This is a genomic window from Polaromonas glacialis, from assembly GCF_000709345.1.
Classification (GTDB): domain Bacteria; phylum Pseudomonadota; class Gammaproteobacteria; order Burkholderiales; family Burkholderiaceae_C; genus Polaromonas; species Polaromonas glacialis.
This window is the reverse complement of record NZ_KL448323.1, coordinates 2,847,465-2,864,682: the sequence shown is the minus strand read 5'-3', so window position 1 is coordinate 2,864,682 and position 17,218 is coordinate 2,847,465. Positions and strand designations below refer to the sequence as shown.

At 65.8% G+C, this 17,218-nt stretch carries 18 protein-coding genes; 8 read left to right on the top strand and 10 right to left on the bottom strand.

Going from position 1 to position 17,218, the window contains the following annotated elements; genetic code table 11:
• Positions 1-4: 4 nt before the first annotated feature.
• On the bottom strand, positions 5-1,129 hold the full coding sequence (locus EC86_RS0113995; protein ID WP_084181348.1) for an alpha/beta fold hydrolase: 1,125 nt from the start codon (positions 1,127-1,129) through the stop codon (positions 5-7).
• Between the two features lie 91 nt (positions 1,130-1,220).
• On the opposite strand from EC86_RS0113995, the gene pqqA reads away from it, so the two are divergent.
• The 5 genes from pqqA (at position 1,221) to pqqE (ending at position 4,526) form a co-directional block, all read left to right on the top strand.
• The gene (pqqA, locus tag EC86_RS27825; protein ID WP_084181563.1) at positions 1,221-1,295 is read left to right on the top strand and encodes a pyrroloquinoline quinone precursor peptide PqqA; all 75 of its coding nucleotides are present in this window, start codon (positions 1,221-1,223) and stop codon (positions 1,293-1,295) included.
• 73 nt (positions 1,296-1,368) lie between these two features.
• The gene (gene pqqB / locus EC86_RS0113990) at positions 1,369-2,286 is read left to right on the top strand and encodes a pyrroloquinoline quinone biosynthesis protein PqqB (protein WP_029526302.1); all 918 of its coding nucleotides are present in this window, start codon (positions 1,369-1,371) and stop codon (positions 2,284-2,286) included.
• 15 nt (positions 2,287-2,301) lie between these two features.
• Positions 2,302-3,066 carry a pyrroloquinoline-quinone synthase PqqC gene (gene pqqC, locus EC86_RS0113985; protein WP_029526301.1) on the top strand — a complete coding sequence of 255 codons (765 nt, stop codon included), beginning with the start codon at positions 2,302-2,304 and terminating at the stop codon, positions 3,064-3,066.
• A 1-nt stretch (position 3,067) separates the two neighbouring features.
• On the top strand, positions 3,068-3,394 hold the full coding sequence (pqqD, locus tag EC86_RS0113980; protein ID WP_408633902.1) for a pyrroloquinoline quinone biosynthesis peptide chaperone PqqD: 327 nt from the start codon (positions 3,068-3,070) through the stop codon (positions 3,392-3,394).
• Positions 3,395-3,407: 13 nt separating this feature from the next.
• Positions 3,408-4,526: a pyrroloquinoline quinone biosynthesis protein PqqE gene (gene pqqE / locus EC86_RS0113975; protein WP_029526298.1), complete on the top strand. Its 1,119-nt coding sequence runs from the start codon at positions 3,408-3,410 to the stop codon at positions 4,524-4,526.
• Between the two features lie 164 nt (positions 4,527-4,690).
• Here pqqE and EC86_RS27820 read toward each other — a convergent pair whose 3' ends face one another.
• The 6 genes from EC86_RS27820 to EC86_RS0113945 all read right to left on the bottom strand — a co-directional run bounded on the left by EC86_RS27820 (position 4,691) and on the right by EC86_RS0113945 (position 11,071).
• On the bottom strand, positions 4,691-5,536 hold the full coding sequence (locus tag EC86_RS27820; RefSeq protein WP_084181346.1) for a tetratricopeptide repeat protein: 846 nt from the start codon (positions 5,534-5,536) through the stop codon (positions 4,691-4,693).
• Between the two features lie 7 nt (positions 5,537-5,543).
• The gene (locus tag EC86_RS0113965; RefSeq protein WP_029526295.1) at positions 5,544-5,876 is read right to left on the bottom strand and encodes a c-type cytochrome; all 333 of its coding nucleotides are present in this window, start codon (positions 5,874-5,876) and stop codon (positions 5,544-5,546) included.
• Positions 5,877-5,947: 71 nt separating this feature from the next.
• Complete coding sequence (locus EC86_RS0113960) at positions 5,948-7,639, bottom strand: PQQ-dependent methanol/ethanol family dehydrogenase (protein ID WP_051675912.1); 1,692 nt, start codon at positions 7,637-7,639, stop codon at positions 5,948-5,950.
• A 377-nt stretch (positions 7,640-8,016) separates the two neighbouring features.
• The gene (locus EC86_RS0113955) at positions 8,017-8,901 is read right to left on the bottom strand and encodes an ABC transporter permease (protein WP_084181342.1); all 885 of its coding nucleotides are present in this window, start codon (positions 8,899-8,901) and stop codon (positions 8,017-8,019) included.
• Positions 8,883-10,103 carry a type 1 periplasmic-binding domain-containing protein gene (locus tag EC86_RS0113950; RefSeq protein ID WP_232229885.1) on the bottom strand — a complete coding sequence of 407 codons (1,221 nt, stop codon included), beginning with the start codon at positions 10,101-10,103 and terminating at the stop codon, positions 8,883-8,885. The genes EC86_RS0113955 and EC86_RS0113950 overlap by 19 nt, the downstream gene beginning before the upstream one ends.
• Positions 10,103-11,071, bottom strand: coding sequence for a PQQ-dependent catabolism-associated beta-propeller protein (locus EC86_RS0113945; protein WP_051676170.1), 969 nt, complete (start codon positions 11,069-11,071; stop codon positions 10,103-10,105). Before EC86_RS0113945 ends, EC86_RS0113950 begins: the two co-directional genes overlap by 1 nt.
• Before the next feature lie 349 nt (positions 11,072-11,420).
• Here EC86_RS0113945 and EC86_RS0113940 point away from each other — a divergent pair, with 349 nt between their 5' ends.
• The 3 genes from EC86_RS0113940 to EC86_RS0113930 all read left to right on the top strand — a co-directional run bounded on the left by EC86_RS0113940 (position 11,421) and on the right by EC86_RS0113930 (position 13,956).
• A complete protein-coding gene (locus tag EC86_RS0113940; protein WP_051676169.1) occupies positions 11,421-12,401 on the top strand; it encodes a tripartite tricarboxylate transporter substrate binding protein in 981 nt (326 codons plus the stop codon).
• 4 nt (positions 12,402-12,405) lie between these two features.
• Complete coding sequence (locus tag EC86_RS0113935; protein WP_029526287.1) at positions 12,406-13,167, top strand: ATP-binding cassette domain-containing protein; 762 nt, start codon at positions 12,406-12,408, stop codon at positions 13,165-13,167.
• 123 nt (positions 13,168-13,290) lie between these two features.
• Positions 13,291-13,956: a hypothetical protein gene (locus EC86_RS0113930; protein WP_029526286.1), complete on the top strand. Its 666-nt coding sequence runs from the start codon at positions 13,291-13,293 to the stop codon at positions 13,954-13,956.
• Between the two features lie 170 nt (positions 13,957-14,126).
• Here EC86_RS0113930 and EC86_RS0113925 read toward each other — a convergent pair whose 3' ends face one another.
• From EC86_RS0113925 to EC86_RS0113915, 3 genes are all read right to left on the bottom strand, one after another.
• Positions 14,127-15,152, bottom strand: coding sequence for a chemotaxis protein CheB (locus tag EC86_RS0113925; protein ID WP_029526285.1), 1,026 nt, complete (start codon positions 15,150-15,152; stop codon positions 14,127-14,129).
• Between the two features lie 164 nt (positions 15,153-15,316).
• Positions 15,317-16,168 carry an ABC transporter permease gene (locus EC86_RS0113920; RefSeq protein WP_051676168.1) on the bottom strand — a complete coding sequence of 284 codons (852 nt, stop codon included), beginning with the start codon at positions 16,166-16,168 and terminating at the stop codon, positions 15,317-15,319.
• A complete protein-coding gene (locus EC86_RS0113915; protein ID WP_029526281.1) occupies positions 16,168-17,109 on the bottom strand; it encodes an ATP-binding cassette domain-containing protein in 942 nt (313 codons plus the stop codon). The genes EC86_RS0113920 and EC86_RS0113915 overlap by 1 nt, the downstream gene beginning before the upstream one ends.
• Positions 17,110-17,218: the final 109 nt, after the last annotated feature.

Here is a 17,218-nt window from a genome sequence, read left to right as displayed (position 1 = left end):
CGCCTCAAGCTGGCGTCCGGGGCTGGCGCACCACCTTCGCCAGCATGCCCTGCAGGCCCGGCTCGCTGGCCAGGTGTCCTGCCAGCGGCCAGTGCGCTCTGGCCTGCCCGTTTTGCAGCGCTTGCTGCATCGCCACCCAGCGGCGGCTGTTGGCCGGCGGGCAGACCGCGTCGAAGCGGCCATGCACCCAGTCGCTTGGAATTCCCAGCACGGCCAGGCCGCGTGCCGCGCTGTCCAGCCCGCCCGGGCGAACAAAACCCTTGTGCCGGAGGTAGTGGCCCTGAATCCTGAATTTTTGCCATCCACGGTGGTCGGCTCGTCTGGTGCGCGTCTGGCGCAGGCCGGCCAGGCTGAGCCGCTGCTGGCGCCTGAGCTGTGCCCAGGCGCGGCGGTAAACGTCTGCGCGCTGACCAGCCTCGCGAGGTGGCGGATTTCCCACGGCGGCCGAGTGGACCACGCTGCGCCACAGGCCGCGCAGGGCCGAGCGCTGCTCCAGCAAATTCCAGCAGCGCACAACGTGCCGGGCTGCAACACCGGGTGTTCCAGATTGCAGCACCTGCTCCAGCCGCACAAGCACCCGGGCATCGCCGCTGTACGGCGCGCGCGGCCAGTGGGGGCTGCGCCATACCGCCCTGTCGCGCCCGGCATCGGCGCGGAGCAGGCCAAATATTTCCCGCCGTTTGAGCGCGAACGCGCCGCGCAGCACCAGCCGCGTGACCCGGTCGGGGTGGGCCTGGGCATAGCGCAAGGCCACGACGGTGCCCCACGATCCGGCCAGCAAGGCCCACTGTTCGATGCCCAGGTGCCGGCGCAGGGTTTCCAGGTCGGCCACCAGCTGGTCGGTGTGGTTGCCCGCCAGCCGGCCCGCCGGGCGCGACTGGCCGGCGCCGCGCTGGTCGGGCAGCACCGCGCGCTGGCGGCCCAGCTGCAAGGGCGCGAGCAGACCCGGATGGCACGACGCGCCCGGCCCGCCATGCAGCACCAGCCAGCATTCGCCGCCGCGCGCGCCGCAGTCGCGGTAGGCCATGCGCGCGCCGCGCCCGGTGGCGACAAAGTGCGGTGAATGCCAGCCGTGGCCCGGTTCATGGTTCGGGGACGGGTGGTGATGGGAAACAGTTTGGTGTGGCATTGAAGTTGCATTACAGCAGGGCGGGCCGGTTGCTGCTGAAAACGGTGACAAGCCCGCAATCACCCTTCAAACCCACTACCGGAGACTCACCATGCAATGGACCGCCCCTTCCTTCACCGACCTGCGTTTCGGTTTCGAAATCACGATGTACATCGCCAACCGCTAAACCCTCCATTTCGTAAACTGGCGTGTTCGCCGGTTTACGCTGGCTGATATTTTTCTTTTCCAGAAATCCACCCATGCAATTACGCGTTCTAGGTTCGGCGGCAGGCGGCGGCTTTCCGCAGTGGAACTGCAACTGCCCCAACTGCGATGGCTTGAGGCGCGGCACGCTGAAGGCGCAGGCCCGCACGCAGTCGTCGATTGCCGTTAGCGCCAACGGCCAGGACTGGCTGCTGGTCAATGCCTCGCCCGATGTGCTGGCGCAAATTCGCGCCAACCCCGAACTGCAGCCCGCCCGTGCGGTGCGCGACAGCGGTATTGCTTGCGTGCTGCTGATGGACGCGCAGATCGACCATGTGACCGGCCTCTTGATGCTGCGCGAGCGGGGGAGCCCACTGCCGCTGCTGGCCACGCCCGAGGTGCTCTCAGACATTGGCGAAGGCTTTCCCCTCACCCGCATCCTGTCGCACTACTGCGGCACCGAGGCGCTGCTGCTGCAGCCCGACGGCAGCCTGCAAACCGTTCCCGGACTGCCCGGCCTGGCGGTGCGGCCCATCGCACTGTCGTCCAAGCCGCCACCGTATTCCCCGTTTCGCCACTGCCCGCGCCCGGGCGACAACATCGGCCTGCTCATTGAAAACCCCGACAACGGCGCGCGCGTCTTTTATGCGCCCGGCCTTGGCGAGGTCACGCCTGAACTTCTCGACCTGATGGCGCAGTGCCAGATCGTGCTGGTGGACGGCACCTTCTGGACCGAAGACGAAATGCAGCGCCTGGGCCTGTCAAAAAAGAGCGCCGCCGAGATGGGCCACCTGCCGCAAAGCGGTCCGCAGGGCATGATTTCGCAGCTTGACCGGCTGCCGCCGGGCGTTCGAAAAATCCTCATCCACATCAACAACACCAACCCCATCCTCCAGGAAGACTCGGCCGAACGCTCGCTGCTTGCAGAGCATGGCATCGAAGTCGCCTGGGACGGCATGGACCTGGTTTTCTAAAGGCAGGGCCACTTCATGGAACTAGCGAAAACCCATCGCCCTGATCCGGCCGGCGATCAGGCAACTGCCTGGACGCGGACAGAGTTCGAGGCCCAACTGCATGCGCAGGGCGCGGGCTACCACATCCACCATCCCTTCAACGTGCGAATGAACAGTGGCCAGTGCGCCCCTGACGAGATACGCCACTGGGTCAGAAACCGCTTTTATTACCAGATCTGCATTCCGCGCAAGGACGCCGCCATCCTGGCCAACATGCCGGGCCGCGAAAACCGCCGGTTGTGGATCGAACGCATCCTCGACCATGACGGCTATGGCGACTACACCGGCTCGGCCGCTGGCGGCATCGAGGCGTGGACGCGCCTGGGCGAGGCTGTCGGCATTCCCCGCGACGACCTGTGGTCGCTGCGGGGCGTTGCGCCCGCCGTGCGGTTTGCCTGCGATGCCTATGTGAATTTCGCCGCCAGCGCGCCCTGGCAGGAAGCGGTGTGCTCGTCGCTGACCGAGATGTTCGCGCCGCAGATCCACAAGGACCGGCTGGCCGGCTGGCCGACGCACTACCCGTGGATCGACGCGGAGGGCCTGAATTATTTCAGGAGCCGCATTCCGCTGGCCGGCCGGGACGTGGCGCACGGGCTACAGGTCACGCTCGACCATTTCACCACCCGCACCGCCCAGCACCGGGCGCTGGACATCTTGCAGTTCAAGCTCGACATCTTGTGGACCATGCTCGACGCCATCGAGAAGGTCTGCCTCGACCACCCCCAACCCCCCTGGGACTGACATGAACGCCGTTGCCCCATCGACCGTTTCGCCCATGTCGCCACCCACGTTTGGCGCCAAAGAGCCGCAAGCCTTGCCCGCATTCCCCAAGCTCGCGCGCGGGTACCGGCTGCAGTACGAGCAGGTCCAGTCGGCCTGGGTGCTGCTGTATCCGGAAGGCATGGTCAAGCTCAACGACAGTTCTGCCGAAATCCTGCGCCGCTGCAACGGCGAGCGCAGCATCGACGCCATGGTGGCCGACCTTGAAATCCTGTTCAACACCAAAGGCATCGCGTCGCAGGTGCGCGATTTGCTGCAGGAAGGGATGCGTCGTGGCTGGATTGTCTGAGTCGGCTTTGCCCATGTCGGCTGAAACTGCCGTGCCGCCGCCGCTGTGGTTGCTGGCCGAGCTGACCTACCGCTGCCCGCTGCACTGCGTGTTTTGCTACAACCCCACGCAGCACGCGCGCCTGCAGGCGGAAATGAGCACCGCGCAGTGGGTCGATGTGATGCGCCAGGCACGCGCGCTGGGCGCGGCGCAGCTGGGATTTTCCGGTGGCGAGCCGCTGCTGCGGGACGACCTGGAAGAACTGGTGCAGGAAGCCCGGCACTTGGGTTTCTACACCAACCTGATCACCTCGGGCGTCGGCTTGACCGAAGCGCGGGCGCGGCGCTTGAAGAACGCAGGCCTGGACCATGTCCAGTTGTCGTTCCAGGACTCGACCCGCGAACTCAACGATTTCCTGAGCCACACCAAGACCTTTGAGCTCAAGCAAAAAGTGGCGCGACTGATCAAGCAGCACGACTGGCCCATGGTGCTCAACTGCGTGCTGCACCGGCACAACCTGCCGCATGTCGGCAAGATCATCGAGATGGCGCTGGCGCTGGACGCCGAGTTCCTGGAACTGGCCAACACGCAGTACTACGGCTGGGCCTGGATCAACCGCGACCACCTGATGCCGACGCACGCGCAGCTCATCGACGCCGAGGCCGTGGTGCAGCGCTACCGCGCCGTGTACGGCACGCGCTGCCGCATCCTGTTCGTCGTTCCCGATTACTTCGAGGAGCGTCCGAAGGCCTGCATGAACGGCTGGGGCTCGGTGTTTTTGGCCATCGCGCCCGATGGCGTGGCCTTGCCCTGCCACAACGCGCGCAACCTGCCAGGCCTGCAGCTGCCGCGGGTGCAGGACCAGCCGCTGTCTGATATCTGGGCGCGCAGCCAGGCCTTCAACGCCTACCGGGGGGACGCGTGGATGAAAGCGCCGTGCCGCGACTGCGACGAGCGGCACAAGGATTTCGGCGGCTGCCGCTGCCAGGCGTTCCAGATCACCGGCGATGCCACCGAGGCCGATCCGGTCTGCAGCAAATCGCCGCATCATGAGAAGGTCGTGCAACTGGTGCGGCAGGCGCCGGCCGGGCGCGGCCAGCCCATCGTGTTTCGCACCGACGCGGCTTCGCGGGCGCTTCATCCGGTCGGCTGAGCTGGGGCGTATTCGTTTAAGGCGGGTTACGATTTTTTACATCGAATAGCCATCTAGCGCTCGTCCAGTATGCGCTGGCAGCTATTGATTGAGTAGCAAAAAAACGCTGGATGCCTTGAATGCTTTGAGGGAACGCCAGGGTGATTCCGCGCTATCGCGCCACTTCATCGCGCCACTTCATCCAGGCTGCTTTCAGCCCGCAGCGCCGCCATGGCGGCCGGATGGTCCTGAGCCGCTGCACGCCTGAGCCAAACCCGGCTTTGCGCCAGATCCTTCTCGCGGCCCTTGCCGGTCCGCAACATCACCGCCAGCGCATATTGCGCTTCGGCCTCGCCCGCCACGGCGGCGATTTCAAAGCGCCGGGCGGCTTCGGGCAGGCTGCGTTCCACACCCTGGCCGGCTTCATGCATCCAGGCCAGGCGCGACTGGGCCTGGCGATCACCCGTATCGGCCAGTTCGCGGTACAGGCCGGCCGCTTCAGCATGCCGGCCGCTGGCGCCCAGCCACTCGGCCTGCTGGAAACGCGTTCGGCTGCCGGTGGGCTGCTCAAGTAGCGCCAGTGTCGCCAGCGCATCCTTGTCACCGCCCTCGGCGGCCAGCGTCAGGTACAGGCGTGCCTTTTCAACATTTCTGGGCAGCAGGGCGCCCGCGTTGTACAGCATGCCCAGGCGGTAGCGCGCCTTGAAGTTTCCCGCCTGCGCAGCGCTGGTGTACAGAGTCTCGGCCTTGGGCATGTTCTTGGGCTCGCCCAGCCCGTCCTCGGCCAGGATGCCCAGGTTGAACAGCGCGTCGCCATTGCCGATGCCGGCCAGCGTTTCCCAGACCTCGCGGGCGGCGGCGTAGTGGGCCATCTTGAACTCGGCATAGGCCTTGTAGTTGCCCATGGCCGGGTTGCGCAGCCAGTCGCCGCGCTCGCTGTCCTGCGCCCACAGGCCAGGGCTGGCCAGCGCCAGCAGCAGCGCCAGCGCGGCCCCGCTGCGGCGCGGAGGGCGGCCGGCTTCAGGCCTCATGGACGCGTCATTGCGGGGTGGCCATGACCCAGCCGGCCAGTGCCTTGAGGTCGCCGCTGCTCAGGGTGGCATGGGGTGGCATGGGAATGCGCCCCCACTTGCCCTTGGAGCCGTACTGGATCGATTGCGCCAGCGAGGCCACGGCGTCCTTGTCGTCCTTGTATTTGGCGGCAACGTCCTTGAAGGCCGGCCCGACGATTTTTTCAGCGGCCGAATGGCAGGAATAGCAGCCGTTGGCCTTGACCAGTTCGGCTGCGGCAGCCAGGTCGGTGGAAGGGCCGGTCTGGGCCATGCAGTGGGCGCTGATGAATGCAGCGCCTAGCGTCAGGAGTGATCGCATGTCGGTTTTTCCCATGAATAAAGGGTGGAATAAAAAGGGCTGGCCCACAGGCAAGCCCCGTGCCGCGCCAGTTACTTGACGAGCTTGAAGGTCCAGACCGAGCCGCCCTGTTCAAGCATGTTGACCTTCTTGGCCACCTCACCGCCCCACAGCGGCACTGCGCCGCCCCAGCCGGAAACAACGCTGATGTACTGGTCGTTGCCTTCCTTCCAGGTGATGGGCGGCGCCACCACGCCCGAACCGGTCTGGAACTGCCAGACGACCTTGCCGGTCTTGGCGTCGGCCGCTTTCAGAAAGCCTTCGGGCGTTCCCCAGAAGACCAGGTCGGCCGTCGTCATGACGCCACCCCAGAGCGGAGCGGTGTTCTTGACTTCCCAGGCGACCTTGCCGGTCTTCGGATCAATCGCGCGCAGCGAGCCGATGTGGTCCTCGAACAGCGGCCGGATGGTGAAGCCTGCGCCCAGGAAGGCCGCGCCCTTTTTGTAGGTGATCGGCTCGTTCCAGATGTCCATGCCCCATTCGTTGGTCGGCACATAGAACAGGCCGGTCTTGGGACTGTAGGCCATCGGCATCTGGTTCTTGCCACCCAGGAAACCCGGTGCCGAAAAGACCGATTTTCCCTTGACGGCATCGTCGTTGCCCGGCGCGTTCGGGTCGCCCGGACGGTTTTCCGCGACAAAGTTCGGCCGGCCCGTCTTCAGGTCGATGCTGGTGGCCCAGGTGACCTTCTTGACGAAGGGAAACGCATTGACCAGCTTGCCGGTGGTGGCGTCGTTCACATAGAAAAAGCCGTTGCGGTCAGCTTTGGCGCCCATGCGCTTGCCGTCCATGTCGAAGGTGATGAATTCGTTGACGCCGTCATAGTCCCAGGCATCGTTGGGCGTGCTCTGGTAGCTCCAGGCAATTTTTCCGGTCTTGACGTCGATGGCCACGGTCGAGGTGGAATACAGGTTGTCGCCCTTGCGCACATGGCTGTTCCAGGGGCCGGGGTTGCCGGTGCCAAAGTAGGCCAGGCCGGTCTTGGCGTCGTAGGTGCCGCCCAGCCACGGCGTGGCGCCGCCGGTCTTCCAGGTTTCACCCGGCCAGCTGGCGTTGGTGGTGCCGGTGATGCCGTTTTCCTTGCCGTTCAGGTAGCCCATGTGGCCTTCGACGACCGGGCGTGACCAGACCATCTTGCCGGTCTTGGGGTCGCGCGCCTCGACGCGGCCGACCACGCCGAACTCGCCGCCCGACAGGCCGGTGATGAGCAAGCCTTCGGCGATCAGCGGTGCGGCGGTGTAGCTGTAGCCGGCGCTGTAGTCGTCGATCTTCTCGCGCCACACCACCTTGCCGGTGGTCTGGTCCAGCGCCACCAGCTGGGCATCGAGCGTGCCGAAAATCACCAGGTTGTCATACAGCGCAGCGCCCCGGTTGACCACGTCGCAGCAGGGCATGATGCCTTCGGGCAGGCGGTGCTCGTACTTCCACAGCTTGGCGCCGGTCTTGGAGTCCAGCGCAAAGATGCGCGAGTACGACGCCGTGACGAACATCTTGCCGTTGTGCACCAGCGGCTGCGACTCCTGGCCGCGCTGCTTTTCTCCGCCGAAGGACATCGACCAGACCGGCACCAGGCGGCTGATGGTCTTGGGGTTGATGTCGGACAGCGGCGAATGGCGCTGGCCCTGGGTGCCCATGCCCCAGGACAACACGTCATTGGTAGTGGCGGCGTCGTTGCCGATCATCGCGTCGGTCACTTGCGCGCCGGCGTGGGCGGTTGCCGCCATGACCAGAATGCTGAGAAGTTTTCTTTTCACGGTTGTCTCTCCTGAATCGTTGTGAGCTGAATGACGCCCGTGCGGCATGCCCGGTCGTCATGATCCCAAGCCCACTTGGTTCGGGATCACGCACCAGGAATGGCAACTTTTGTGCCATGCCTGGCAGTGGGCAGATTGGCGTGTCGAATCGCTTGCGACAGCGTGCGCCACGGCGTTTCAGGTTGATACCGTGCTCATTTGCAACAACGCCAGGGTGTGACAGTGTTCAGAAATGAATCATCCGGCCGCGCATGGCGCATGGGTGGCAACGGGTACGAAGCGGCGTGCCGCTGCGCCACGCCTTTTCCGCGCGTACGCAGGATGAGGTTCTGGGAAGAAGCTGCCGGTCAGGCCGCGCCGCGCTGCCTGATCCAGCCGCGCTGCGGGTCGTAGCCCCACCAGGCCAGGCCAAAAAAGCAGGCGCTTCCACCCACCACCACGGCCCACGAAAGCGCGTTGATTTGCCCGTACATGGCAAAGCGCAGCATCTCGACCACGTGGGTGAAAGGGTTCCACTGGGCGATGTTTAGCAGCCACCAGGCGCCCGACTCTTCGAGTTTCCAGAGCGGATACAGCGCCGGGCTGATGAAGAACATCGGGAATATCACGAAGTTCATGGTGCCGGCAAAGTTTTCCAGCTGCTTGATGTACACCGACAGCATCAATCCCAGCGCGGCCAGCAGCGTGGCCCCGCTGACCATGGCCAAAAACAGCAGCGGCAGGTGCCGCCAGCTCAGCGTGACGCCAAAGGCCAGCGCGATCAGCAGGAACACCGCCATCTGCAACACCGACAGGCAGGTGCCGGCCAGCAGCTTGAACGCCAGCAGCCAGCCGCGCGGCAGCGGCGCGGTCAGCAGCAGGCGCATGACGCCCATCTCGCGGTCATAGACCATGGACAGCGAGCTTTGCATGCCGTTGAACAGCGCCACCATGGCCAGCAGGCCGGGCACCATGTAGACCTGGTATTCGACATAGGTTTCGTAGGGCGGCACGATGGACACGCCGAACACGTTGTGAAATCCCGCTGAGAACACCACGAACCACAGCAGCGGCCGCACCAGCGCCGACGCCAGGCGCGACGGCTGGCGCAGGAACTTGTTGATCTCGCGGCCCACCACGGCGCGCAGCGCGCGCGCCAGGTGCGGCAGCCGCGCGGGTGCAACGGGCTGCAGCCCGGTTGCCAGCGGGCTGGCCAGGGGCGGGGTGGGGGGCGTCAGGGGCGCTGCTTGCATGCCGATTCCTTTTCATCCATGCCCAGTGTGTCCAGAACCTCGGTCGGATGCAACACGCCTTCGAGCGGCGCCACGCCGGCCACGCCGTCGCCATGCGCCAGGAACATCGGCTGGCGCAGCTGCCCGTCCCACGGCCTGAATGACAGGCGCGGCCCCTTGGCTCCGTCAATGAACACGTCGCCGCTTCGCAGCCGCTTGAGCTGCTGCGCAATGCCTGCCTTGGGCTCGTCGGCCAGCACCGCCGCCACTGCCTTGACAGCGGCCCAGGCGGCCCAGTCGTGGCCCTGCATGGGTCGGCCGGCCAGCTTGTGAAAGCGCCGCGACAACTGCGGCCCGCCATTGCGGTCCCAGTGCGGATGCCAGGCCAGCGCCATCAGGCCGCTGCTGCCCACCACCTGGCGTGGCCACTGCGTGGCGTAGGGCAGGGTGCGCGCGAATTCGCCCACGCTGTCGGCCACGGCCACCAGCTCGTGGTCGCGGTCGCCGGTGAGCAGGCGGGTGTTGGCCTGGTCGCGCTCGCGCGGGTCGGTGCCGAGCTTGAAGGGCCGGGTCTGGACAATCTTCAGGCCATAGCGCTGCGCCGACCGGATCAAGGCCTGGGCCTGCAGCGCATCCTGCAGCTCGGGGCCTTGCAGCAGCAGCAGCTTGCGCCAGTTGCGCGCCGCCAGGTACTGCGCCAGCGCATCGCTGCGCATCTGGGCGCTTGGCAGGGTGTGCAGCAGGTGCGCCGCGCACTGCTCGCCGCGCAGCGAATCATCTTCCAAGCCGACGTTGAAGACCATGGCGCCGTCCAGCGCTGCCGGCGCCAGTTGCACCAGCTGCCGAAGCGCGGGCGCGGGCAGGTCGGCCAGCACATGCCGCACCCCGGCGGCCTTGAGCTGCGCCAGCGCCGCCGGCAGGGCTTGCCCGTCCGCGACGGAAAGCTCGATCACCTTCAGGCTCAGGCCCAGCACCTCCAGCTCCACCCCGGCTTCCTCGGCCGCCATGCGGGCGGCGGCCAGCGGGCGCCCCTGCGGATGGCCGGGATAGGCCTGCTCCAGGCGGCGGGGCGCATAGCGCGCATCGCCCGACTGGCTGACGACCGCCACCGTGATCGGGGTGGGCGCGGCACTGGCCGACAGGGGCAGCCCGCCCAGCAGCCATCCGCCCGCGAGCACCGAAGCACACAGCCAGGCGCTTGGCATGCCTTGAGCGCAGGCCATCAGGGCTGCACCAGCACGCTGTGCGGCACGCGCCCGGCCGCCACGCTGCGCACGGCCTTGCCGGCGGCGGTGTCGATCAGCGTCATGTCGTCGGACAGGCCGTTGGCCACGTAGACGGTCTTGCCGTCCGGATGCACGGTCAGGCCCCAGGCGCGCTTGCCGACCAAAATGGTGTTGCGCACCTCGCGGCTGGCCCGGTCCACCTCGGCCACATGGTTGGCCCGCCCCAGCGCCACCCACACCGTTTTTCCGTCCGGGCTCAGCGCCATGCCCACCGGCGTGATGTCGCTGGCGCGCATGCCCTTGACCTTGAACGCCAGCGTCTGCTTGACGCTCTGGTCATCGGTGTTCACGATGCTGACGCTGGCGCCCAGTTCATTGCTGACCCACAGTTCCTTGCCACCTGCGGCCAGCACGAAGCGCCGGGGGCGGTTGCCGACACGGATGTTCTTGACCACCTTGCGCTGGGCAAGATCGACCAGGTGGACGACGTTGGCCACTTCCGAGGTGACATAGGCATGCTTGCCGTCGGGCATCACCAGGATGCCCTCGGGCTCGCCGCCGGTCTTGACCTCGAACAGCTTGGCTTTGCTCTGCAGGTCATACGCCGCCATGACGTTTTCGTCCTCGATGGAGACATAGGCCACCTTGCCGTCAGGGCTCAGGTCGAAGATTTCCGGGCTGTCGCCCAGCGCCACGGTGCCGGTCATTTTTGCGCTGGCAACGTCCACCAGCCCCATCTGGTTGCTGTCGCCGCAGGACACATAGATCTGCCGGTGGTCCCGGCTGAACTGCATGTGGCGCGGGCGCTTGCACACGTCGATGGCCGCCACGCGCGCGCCCTGCGAGTCAAACACCTGGATGCTGTTGTCCTTCTCGCTGGAGACATACACGCGGTTGGGCGTTGGCGCGGGCAGTTGCGCCTGTGCCGTTGAAAGGAAGGCACTTGCGACGAGGCTGGCGCCCATTGCGGAACGCAGGAAGCGGACCTGCCGGTTGATTTTCGGGGCCTGGGAAGCAGTTGAAAGCATGGTTTTTTGTCTCGCTTTGGTGAAAGAAAAGGAGCATTCTTCGTGATGCATCGAAGCGGTGAAAGCAAAATCGGGGCCAAAAACAGGGGCACGCTTGTTGCTTTGACTTACGTTTTTAACCATTGCGGGTTCGCTGGATTCAAACCCGTTGACCTGCCCGGATGCCATGCCCTTATTGCCACATCTCCCTCTGTCCGCAGGCTCCTCGGCGCATCATGCGCCTGGTTTGCCCGGGCCGCCCTGCGTGAGCCGCCGGCAGTGGCTCGGCCATCACCTGGCAGTTGGCATGGCAGGGCTTGCCGCTCTGGCCAACCTGCCGGCAGCCGCTTCCTCAGCCGCCAGCCAGCATCGCGCCGACGTGCCCGCCGGCTGGCCGCTCAAGCCGCTGACGCTCATCGTGCCGTGGCCGGCCGGCGGCGCCACCGACCTGACCCTGCGCGTATTGTGCGAAGAGGCCGAGCCCCTGCTGGGCCAGCGCATCGTCAGCGTCAACCGGCCTGGCGCGGGCGGCACCCTGGTCGCGCCCGCGCTGAAAGCCGCCGAGCCCGACGGCTACACCCTGGGCCAGCTGCCCATCACGGTGTTTCGCCATGCGCTCATGAACCCCGTGGCCTGGGACCCGCTCAAGGACCTGGCGCCCATCTTGCAGGTATCGAGCACCACCTTCGGCCTTCTGGTGCCCGCCGAAAGCCGCTGGGCCAGCCTGGCCGAGATGCTCGACTGGGCGCGGCGCAACCCGGGCGCGCTGCTGATGGGTTCCACCGGCATCGGCACCACCGCCCACCTGGCGATGGAAGAGATTTTGCTGGAGCAGGGCATTAGCTATGTCCATGTTCCCTACAAAGGCACGGCCGACCAGATGCTGGCCGTTGCCTCGGGCCAGCTCATGGCGGGTGTCAACTCCACCGGCTTTGCCCCCTGGCTCGACCAAGGCAAGATGCGCCTGCTGGCCATTTTTTCGGCGCAACGCAGCGCCCGCTGGCCCGGCGTGCCGACGTTCAGCGAACTGGGATTTCCGCGTTCGGTCTACACCTCGCCCTGGGGCCTGGCCGCGCCGCGCGGCACGCCCGCGCCACTCGTCAAACTGCTGCATGACGCTTTCTTCACGGCGATGCACAGCGAGCGGCACAAGGCGGCGCTGGCCCGTTACGATCAGAACCTGGACTACCTTTCGACCCAGGCGTATGCGCAGGCCATCGTGAAAACGGTGGAGCATGAAAAGGCACTGTTGCGCCGGATGAACCTGCTGGCCGTACCATCCACCTGAACCCATGAATCTTCCCGCACCCCTTTCCCCGCCGCTGCTGGACGCACGCGACCTGCACAAGTCCTATGCCGGAAAACCGGCGCTCCAGGGCGTCAGCCTGCAATTGTTCCCCGGCGAAATGGTCGCCCTGCTGGGCCCCAACGGCTCCGGGAAATCCACGCTGATGCAACTGCTGACCGGCCTGTTCAGCCCCGATCGCGGACACATCGAGGTGCTCGGCTGCAACATGCGCACCCATGCGAGCCGTGCGCTGGCCGGGCTGGGCGTGGTGTTCCAGCAAACCGCGCTGGACCTTGATTTGTCGGTGCAGGCCAACCTGTTGTTCCATACCGACCTGCACGGCCTGCCCCGCAGCGTCGCGCGCGGCAGGATTGCCGAGGCCCTGGCCGGCATGGGGCTGGACGATCAAGCCGGCGCCGTGGTGCGAAGCCTGTCGGGCGGCACGAGGCGCAAGGTCGAACTGGTGCGCGCGCTGCTGCACCGGCCGCGCGTGCTGCTGATGGATGAAGCCACGGTCGGCCTGGACCCGGGCTCGCGCCAGCAGTTGCTGGGAACCGTCCGCAAACTGGTAACCGAAAGCCAGGTCGCCGTGCTGTGGGCCACGCACCTGATGGAAGAGATCGAAGTGGCCGACCGGCTGCTGTTCCTGCAGGCCGGCACGGTGCGTTTCGAGGGTGGCAGCGACGCCTTCAAGGCGCAGTTTGCCGGCGATCCGGTGATGGGAACGTCCGACGCGTCATTGAAAGCGCCGGCCCCGGTGCCCTGACGGCGGCAATGCAGGGTGAGAAACAGGTTAGGGGATTTCGCTCTTGAACCCAAGGCGCTCCTGCCGTAGCGTGGAGAAGCCCGTTCCCTCTTTTACAAACCCCGCTTCCCCAAGGAGACATCCATGCCGCCACGTTTGAAATTCGCCCTCCTGGCCTCCGCCGCCCTGCTCGCCGCCTGCGCGCCGATGCCCCGGGCGCCGCAAAATTCGATGAGTTTCTTTGTCACCAGCGCCAACCCGGGCCAAGGCGCCGACCTCGGCGGCCTGGCCGGTGCCGACGCCTATTGCCAGAAGCTGGCGGCCTCAAGCAATGCCGGCAACAAGAACTGGCGCGCCTACCTCAGCGCCGCGCCCAGCGCTTCCAGCCCGGCCGTCCATGCACGTGACCGCATCGGCCGGGGCCCGTGGCAAAACGCCCGTGGCGTGGTGGTGGCCACCAGCGTGGACAACCTGCACAGCGCCGGCAACCAGCTCACCAAGCAGACCGCGCTGACGGAAAAAGGCGAGGTCGTCAGCGGCCAGGGCGATGCGGTGAAAATGCACGACATCCTGACCGGCTCTACCCCGGACGGACGGCTGGCCACATCGGCCAGCGACACCACCTGCGGCAACTGGACGAAAAGCGGCGAAGGCTCGGCCATCGTCGGCCACCATGACCGCGACGGCACCAACCCCGATCCGGTCGCCAACGTTTCATGGAATGCGTCGCACGGCACGTCTGGCTGCGGCATGGCCGCGCTCAAGTCCACCGGCGGTGCGGGGCTGATGTACTGTTTCGCTGCGAACTAAAAAAGTTTTTGCGGCGAGCCAGAACGCATGCTTTGCGCGTCGCAAACAAATTTTTAGCATCAAAAAGGCCTTTTGCGCACGACTGCCGTGCGTAAATAGCTATGAATTAAATAGCAAAATGCAGCCGGGTTGCCTGCGCGCATTGACGGAAAGATTCAGGCGATTTCGCGCTAATTCTTGGGCGTATGCCCGAAAAATCCCGGGTCCAGCACCAGTTCGCGCAGCGGCTGAAGCCGCTTTTCCGATTCGTCGGCCTGCCCGCGCCATTGGCCCGCCTCTTCGAGCGCGCCCGAGCCCTGCGCAAGCTCCTGCATCTGGCGCAGCAGCATCACCCGCTCCTCGACTGCGCGCAAGGTCGCCCACAGGCCGTTGTCGATGGCCTCGTTGATCTCGGCCAGCAGGGTCTTGAGTGAAAACGCATGGCCGGTGTGGCAGCGAAAGCGAACAATCGGGCCTTCCTCGATCTGCACCAGCACGCCGTGGCAATCGGGGCAGGTGTATTTTGAAACCTTGCCCAGGTTCATGACCCCGGCCTTCAGCGCATTGCCTTCCATGGCAATGTGGTTTTCCAGGGCCAGCAGCTGGCTGGCCGTCGTTGGCTTCACCTCGGGAGCAGCGGTGCCGACCAGCTCGCCGACCCGGGCGGCCAGCGCCTGCACCGTGCCGACCAGATCGACCTGCACATGCGCAATGGCGCTTTGCGGCATCGACGGATGCATGGCTTCGCCAGGGGCCTGCACCAGCGTCACGCCCTGGTGATCCTTGATGGCCCAGAGCCCGGCCGTGCCGTCGTCCAGCGCGCCGCTCAGGACCACGCCGATGACGCGCGAGCCGAAGGCCGTGGCGGCAGAGCGAAACAGCACATCGACCGACGGCCGGGACCGGCCTTCTTTCGGACCCCGGCTGAGCCGGATGCCCTGCGCCGTGGCCATGAGGTGCCGGTCGGCCGAGGCGACATACACATGCCCGTTCCGGATGGCTTCGCCGTCCTGCGCAATGTCCACGGAAAGTTTTGTCGAATAGCCCAGCACCCGGTCGAGCTGGCTCGGCGTGTCCGCCGGAATGTGCAGCACCACCAGAAAGGCCGCTTCCAGTCCGGCGGGCAAGGCATGAAAGAAGCCCCGGAGCGCCTCGACCCCGCCGGCCGAGGCGCCAATGACCACGATGTCGCGTTTGGGCAAGGGCGAAGTTTCCATCGTCTCAGTCTACGGCAATCGGCATGTAATGGATAGCGCGATGGCAGGCGCACGGACCCTGCTTCAGGGCATCATTTGCTATTAAAACAGGAGCTGATTGAGACCGTCACTGTTGCGGGAAAGCCATTTTTATCTAAAAAATAAGCGGCGGGCGGCCACCTTCCTCAATTGCGAAACCGCCGGCGCGTCAGCGCCAGCGCGACCCAAAACGCCGCCACGCCGTATACCACCAGCACCGCCAGGTGCCGCAGGCCGTGATCCGGCCACAGGCCGAGAAACAGCGGCCGTATCAGCTCGACGGCGGCGGTCAGCGGCAGCCAGTCCGAGACGGTCCGCATCACGCCGGGCAGCTGGTCGCGCGGAAAGAACACGCCGCTCAAGAACATCGTCGGCGTCAGGAACAGCGAAAAGTAATAGGTGAAAAAGTCGTAGCCCTTGGCCAGCGCGTTGAAGATCAGCGCGATGCTGGCAAACACGATGCCGACCAGCCCCAGGAGCGGCAGCACCAGGATCAGCATCGGGCTGTGGCTGATGCTAAGGGCCAGCATCACGCCCAAAATGACCGCGCTGGTGAACAGCGACTTGAAAGCCGCCCACAGCATCTCGGCAAACACCACGTCGTCGAGGCGCACCGGCGCGTTCATGATGCCGTCCCAGGTGCGCTGCACGTTCATGCGCGAAAACGCCGAATACAGCGCCTCGAAACTGGCGGCATTCATCGCGCTCATGCAGATCGAGCCGCTGGCCAGAAACAGGATGTAGGGCACGGCGCTGCCGTTCAACTGCACCTGCCCGATCAGCATGCCCAGCCCATAGCCAAAGGCGACCAGCGTGATCAGCGGCTCGGCGATGTTGCCGACGAGGCTGGGAACGGCCAGCTTGCGCCAGACCAGCAGGTTGCGCCGGAACACCGGCCACCAGCGCCAGCTGATCTGCGGCGGGCGCAGCAGCGCGGGCTGGGGGGCTGGCGCTGGCGCCGGCTGGGGGGTGGATGCGGAAGTGGTGGCGTCGGTCATCATGCGGCCTCGCGGATCTGGCGTCCGGTGAGTTTGAGGAACAGGTCTTCGAGGTTGGCCGGGCGGTGCAGCGTTCGCAGCTCGGGGTAGTCGCTCAAGGCCGCCAGCAGGCCCTTGGCGTCGGCAGTGTAGAAAAACACCGTTTCGCCGCTGACCTCGACGCGCGCGGCCATGGCCTTGAGCGGGGATTCCGTCAACGCCAGCGCGCCCGCGCCGTACACCTCGACCACGTCGGGCTCCAGGTTCTGCGCGATCAGGTCGCGCGGCGTGCCCTCGGTCATCTTCTTGCCGTGGTCGAGCACCAGCAGGCGGTTGCACAGGCGCTCGGCCTCGTCCATGAAGTGCGTCGTCAGCAAGATCGACTTGCCCTGCTGCACCAGCCGCTGCAGCCGCTCCCACATCAGGTGGCGCGCCTGCGGATCGAGGCCGGTGGTCGGCTCATCCAGCAGCAAGAGTTGCGGGTCGTTGACCAGCGCGCGCGCCAGGCTCAGGCGGCGCTTCATGCCGCCCGAGAGTTCACTCAGCTTGGCGTCGGCCTTGTGGGTGAGGGCGGCAAATTCGAGCAGTTTCGGGATGCGTTCCTTGATCACGGCGTCCTTCATGCCGAAGTAGCGGCCGAACACCAGCAGGTTCTCGGCGCACGAGAAATCCGGGTCCAGGCTGTCGAACTGGCTGACGATGCCCAGCTGCGCCTTGATCGCCAGCGCATCCTGCGGCATCGACAGGCTGGCGCCCTGGCCGCCGGGGAAGTAGCGGATGCTGCCCGAATCGGGGCTGCTCAGGCCCAGGCACATGCGGATGGTGGTGGTCTTGCCCGCGCCGTTGGGGCCGATGACGCCCAGGCATTCGCCCGGCGCGATGGAAAAAGACAACTGGTTGACGACCAGGTTGCCGCCGTAGCGCTTGCTCAGGTCAAGGACTTCAAAAAGGGGCTGGGTCATGCGGCCTATTGTGCCTATCGGGTGTGGCGCCTGCATGGGTTCGATGCGTGTCCCAAACTCTTCAGGATTGGCCTTTTCCAGGCCAACAGTCGATTTTACGCGCCGGCGC

Coding starts and splice junctions, on each gene's coding strand:
- pqqD (WP_408633902.1), top strand. CDS start 3,068: ATGAACGCCGTTGCCCCATCGACCGTTTCGCCCATGTCGCCACCCACG.
- pqqC (WP_029526301.1), top strand. CDS start 2,302: ATGGAACTAGCGAAAACCCATCGCCCTGATCCGGCCGGCGATCAGGCA.
- EC86_RS0113940 (WP_051676169.1), top strand. CDS start 11,421: ATGGCAGGGCTTGCCGCTCTGGCCAACCTGCCGGCAGCCGCTTCCTCA.
- EC86_RS0113955 (WP_084181342.1), bottom strand. CDS start 8,901: ATGCAAGCAGCGCCCCTGACGCCCCCCACCCCGCCCCTGGCCAGCCCG.
- EC86_RS27820 (WP_084181346.1), bottom strand. CDS start 5,536: ATGAGGCCTGAAGCCGGCCGCCCTCCGCGCCGCAGCGGGGCCGCGCTG.
- EC86_RS0113945 (WP_051676170.1), bottom strand. CDS start 11,071: ATGGGCGCCAGCCTCGTCGCAAGTGCCTTCCTTTCAACGGCACAGGCG.
- EC86_RS0113915 (WP_029526281.1), bottom strand. CDS start 17,109: ATGACCCAGCCCCTTTTTGAAGTCCTTGACCTGAGCAAGCGCTACGGC.
- EC86_RS0113935 (WP_029526287.1), top strand. CDS start 12,406: ATGAATCTTCCCGCACCCCTTTCCCCGCCGCTGCTGGACGCACGCGAC.
- EC86_RS0113950 (WP_232229885.1), bottom strand. CDS start 10,103: ATGGCCTGCGCTCAAGGCATGCCAAGCGCCTGGCTGTGTGCTTCGGTG.
- EC86_RS0113925 (WP_029526285.1), bottom strand. CDS start 15,152: ATGGAAACTTCGCCCTTGCCCAAACGCGACATCGTGGTCATTGGCGCC.
- EC86_RS0113920 (WP_051676168.1), bottom strand. CDS start 16,168: ATGACCGACGCCACCACTTCCGCATCCACCCCCCAGCCGGCGCCAGCG.
- pqqE (WP_029526298.1), top strand. CDS start 3,408: ATGTCGGCTGAAACTGCCGTGCCGCCGCCGCTGTGGTTGCTGGCCGAG.
- EC86_RS0113960 (WP_051675912.1), bottom strand. CDS start 7,639: ATGGCGGCAACCGCCCACGCCGGCGCGCAAGTGACCGACGCGATGATC.
- pqqB (WP_029526302.1), top strand. CDS start 1,369: ATGCAATTACGCGTTCTAGGTTCGGCGGCAGGCGGCGGCTTTCCGCAG.
- EC86_RS0113965 (WP_029526295.1), bottom strand. CDS start 5,876: ATGCGATCACTCCTGACGCTAGGCGCTGCATTCATCAGCGCCCACTGC.
- EC86_RS0113930 (WP_029526286.1), top strand. CDS start 13,291: ATGCCGCCACGTTTGAAATTCGCCCTCCTGGCCTCCGCCGCCCTGCTC.
- EC86_RS0113995 (WP_084181348.1), bottom strand. CDS start 1,129: ATGCCACACCAAACTGTTTCCCATCACCACCCGTCCCCGAACCATGAA.